At 41.6% G+C, this 3,367-nt stretch carries 4 protein-coding genes; all 4 read right to left on the bottom strand.

Annotated elements, in window-relative coordinates; translation table 11 throughout:
• Nucleotides 1-70: 70 nt before the first annotated feature.
• Nucleotides 71-1,105, bottom strand: coding sequence for a cytochrome-c oxidase, cbb3-type subunit III (gene ccoP / locus H5072_RS15000; RefSeq protein WP_039490091.1), 1,035 nt, complete (start codon nucleotides 1,103-1,105; stop codon nucleotides 71-73).
• The gene (locus tag H5072_RS14995; protein ID WP_024597380.1) at nucleotides 1,102-1,287 is read right to left on the bottom strand and encodes a CcoQ/FixQ family Cbb3-type cytochrome c oxidase assembly chaperone; all 186 of its coding nucleotides are present in this window, start codon (nucleotides 1,285-1,287) and stop codon (nucleotides 1,102-1,104) included. The genes ccoP and H5072_RS14995 overlap by 4 nt, the downstream gene beginning before the upstream one ends.
• Before the next feature lie 6 nt (nucleotides 1,288-1,293).
• Nucleotides 1,294-1,968, bottom strand: a complete 675-nt coding sequence (gene ccoO / locus H5072_RS14990) for a cytochrome-c oxidase, cbb3-type subunit II (RefSeq protein ID WP_165723947.1) — start codon at nucleotides 1,966-1,968, stop codon at nucleotides 1,294-1,296.
• A gap of 12 nt (nucleotides 1,969-1,980) precedes the next feature.
• Nucleotides 1,981-3,367: cytochrome-c oxidase, cbb3-type subunit I (gene ccoN / locus H5072_RS14985; RefSeq protein WP_182693974.1), on the bottom strand; the 1,387-nt coding region annotated here is incomplete at its 5' end.

Here is a 3,367-nt window from a genome sequence, read left to right as displayed (position 1 = left end):
GGCTTTTTTGATCTGGATTAATCTATTGAATTAAATAAATTAATTTATAAACATTTTATTAACCGCGTGCTTATTTATCTTGCGATAAACTGTAAACGTAGGCTGTTAATAAGTGAATTTTATCTTCACCTAAAATGTCTTTCCAAGCAGGCATTACACCAGCACGGCCGTGGTTAAGTGTTTCTTCAACAGCACGTTGAGAACCACCGTATAACCAAATGTTATCAGTCAGGTTAGGCGCGCCAAATGGTAGGTTATGTGCAACCGACCCTTTACCGTCAGCACCGTGACATGCGGCGCACATTGCAAACTTAGCTTTACCTGCGGCAGCATCTTTTTGGTTAACAGTACGACCAGAAAGGCTCAGCACATGTGCAGTCATTTCTTTAACGCCTTGCTCACCAAGAGCATCGCCCCAAGCTGGCATTGCAGCTATACGACCATTAAGCAGTGTTTCTCTAATTTTGTCTGGTGTACCGCCATATAACCAATCTTTATCAGTTAGGTTAGGGAAGCCTGTTCCACCACGTGCATCAGAGCCGTGACATTGCGCACAGTTTTGTGAGAATAAACGCTGACCAATTTCGATGGCTAATTGACCATCTGTTTGTTCATGTTTGTCACCATTTTCTAGAGCAACTTGCTGCGCTGCGTCGCCTTCAAACTTAGAATTAACTAAATCTAAAACCGGCACTTGTGCAAGTCGATTAAAAATAGGACCAAAGCGTTCTTCTGCAGCTTCATACTCTTTATCAAGTTTAACAAAACGACCTTCTGCTTTGGCCTCTGCAACTGCTTTTTTAGATTCAGCTAAAGACGTAATACCTTGGTTAGAACTAGTCCATTTACCTAAACCTTCCCAGTTGCCTAAACCTGGGTAAGCTGCAAGGTAATATACTGACCAAATAAAAGTTGCGAAAAACATGTAAGTCCACCATTTTGGTAGTGGATTATTTAGCTCTTCAATGCCGTCAAATTCATGTCCACAGCTTTCACCTTCTTTTACGCCAGCATAGTTTTTTAAGTTCCAAACTAATAGGCCAAAGATGATGCATAAGCATGCAAGGGTTAATACAATAACCCAAATACTCCAAAAGCTAGTCATTTTTCAGACTCCTTTTCCTCGTTAGAGAGTGTGTTGTTATGTTTTTTTTCATCTTCAAAAATGGCATTAGCAGCGCTATCAAAACGATTTTTGCTACGCTTGCTGTATGCCCATACAACAATCACAATAAACAATACTAAAATTACCAGAGTCAAAATGCCTCTGTATGTTCCGTAATCCATAATAATTTACTTCAAGTGGGTACCAAGTTGCTGTAAATACGCGATTAGAGCTTGGATTTCTGTTGCGCCTTCGCCGTTATTCATAGCGTTAACTTTTTCAACATCAGCTTTAAGTTCTTCGTCGCTGCCATAACCTAGGCCCGGGTGTTTAGGGTTTTCTGGGTTAATAGCAAAAGTATCACGGAAAATTTGTAGTTTTTTCAGAGTCAGGCTTGTATCTACCCTATCCTCTGCTAACCAAGGAAAACCTGGCATATTCGACTCAGGAACCACAGCACGTGGGTCAACTAAGTGAGCATAATGCCAATCGTCCGAGTAACGTTTACCAACGCGAGCAAGGTCAGGACCAGTACGTTTTGAACCCCATTGGAAAGGGTGATCCCATACTGATTCGCCTGCTACAGAGTAGTGACCGTAACGCTCAACTTCATCACGAAAAGGGCGGATCATTTGTGAGTGACAGTTATAACAACCTTCACGTACATATATGTCACGGCCTTCCATTTCTAAAGCATTAAGAGGGCGTAGGCCTTCTACTGGTTTAGTTGTGTCGTCTTGGAACATTAGCGGAGTAATTTCAACTAATGCACCAAAGCTGATAGCAAAAACAGTCAGAATAGCCATAAGGCCAACGTTCTTTTCTACTATTTCATGTTTGTTTTGTGAATTTTTATTGCTCATCATCTCACTCCGTTATGCTAATTGTGCTTGCGCGTCTAACTTCAGAGATTCTTTCTCAGCTGAAATTGTACGGAAAACGTTATAAGCCATAACTAACATGCCTGTTACGATGAATACACCGCCTACAAAACGCATAATGTAGAAAGGATGCGACGCTTCTAAAGACTGCACAAAGCTGTACATTAATGTACCGTCGGCATTTACCGCACGCCACATTAGACCTTGCATTACACCAGAGATCCACATTGCAACAATGTATAAAACAACACCTACAGTATGTAACCAGAAGTGGGTGTTAACTAATTTAACGCTATACATACGACCTTGCGCAAATAACGCAGGAATTAAGTGGTAAATAGCACCAATTGAAATCATAGCAACCCAACCTAGAGCACCTGAGTGTACGTGGCCGATCGTCCAATCTGTGTAGTGAGATAACGCATTTACAGATTTAATTGCCATCATAGGGCCTTCGAACGTAGACATACCGTAGAAAGACAATGAAACAACTAGGAAGCGTAGTACTGGATCAGTACGCAGTTTATGCCATGCGCCTGATAGGGTCATAATACCGTTAATCATACCACCCCAAGACGGTACGAATAGGATAATAGACATAACCATACCTAAACTTTGCGTCCAATCAGGAAGCGCAGTGTAGTGAAGGTGGTGAGGACCTGCCCAGATGTATAATGAAATTAATGCCCAAAAGTGAACTACCGATAAACGGTATGAGTAAACTGGGCGACCTGCTTGTTTTGGTACAAAGTAATACATCATACCCAAGAAACCAGCAGTTAATAGGAAACCTACAGCGTTATGACCGTACCACCACTGAACCATAGCATCTACCGCACCTGCGTAGATTGAGTATGATTTAGTTAACGACACAGGCACTGCCATGCTGTTTACAATGTGTAGTACTGCAACAGTAATAATAAAGCCAGCATAGAACCAGTTAGCAACATAAATGTGCGACACTTTACGCTTGATTAAAGTACCAAAGAATACAATAGCGTAAACAATCCAAACCACAGCGATTAAAATATCGATTGGCCATTCAAGTTCTGCGTATTCTTTTGAGCTAGTAATACCAAGTGGTAATGTAATTACTGCTAATACAATAACTAGCTGCCAGCCCCAAAATGAAAAGGCGGCGAGTTTGTCTGAGAAAAGACGCGTTTGGCAAGTACGTTGTACGACGTAATAAGACGTCGCAAACAGTGCACTAGTACCAAATGCGAAAATTACTGCGTTCGTGTGTAACGGACGTAGTCGAGAGTAAGTTAACCATGGTGTATCAAAGTTAAGTGCTGGCCAAGCTAATTGGGCAGCAATCAGAACCCCAATACTCATGCCAACGATGCCCCAAATCACTGTCATAATAGCGAATTGGCGT

The sequence above is a fragment of the Pseudoalteromonas sp. SR45-5 genome (genome assembly GCF_014163565.1).
GTDB lineage: Bacteria > Pseudomonadota > Gammaproteobacteria > Enterobacterales > Alteromonadaceae > Pseudoalteromonas > Pseudoalteromonas distincta.
The sequence above is the reverse complement of the archived record's forward strand: the minus strand, read 5'-3'. Positions and strand labels throughout refer to the sequence as shown.

Excerpts from the sequence above, each read along its gene's own strand:
- ccoO (WP_165723947.1), bottom strand. The coding sequence starts at position 1,968 with ATGAGCAATAAAAATTCACAAAACAAACATGAAATAGTAGAAAAGAAC.
- H5072_RS14995 (WP_024597380.1), bottom strand. The coding sequence starts at position 1,287 with ATGGATTACGGAACATACAGAGGCATTTTGACTCTGGTAATTTTAGTA.
- ccoP (WP_039490091.1), bottom strand. The coding sequence starts at position 1,105 with ATGACTAGCTTTTGGAGTATTTGGGTTATTGTATTAACCCTTGCATGC.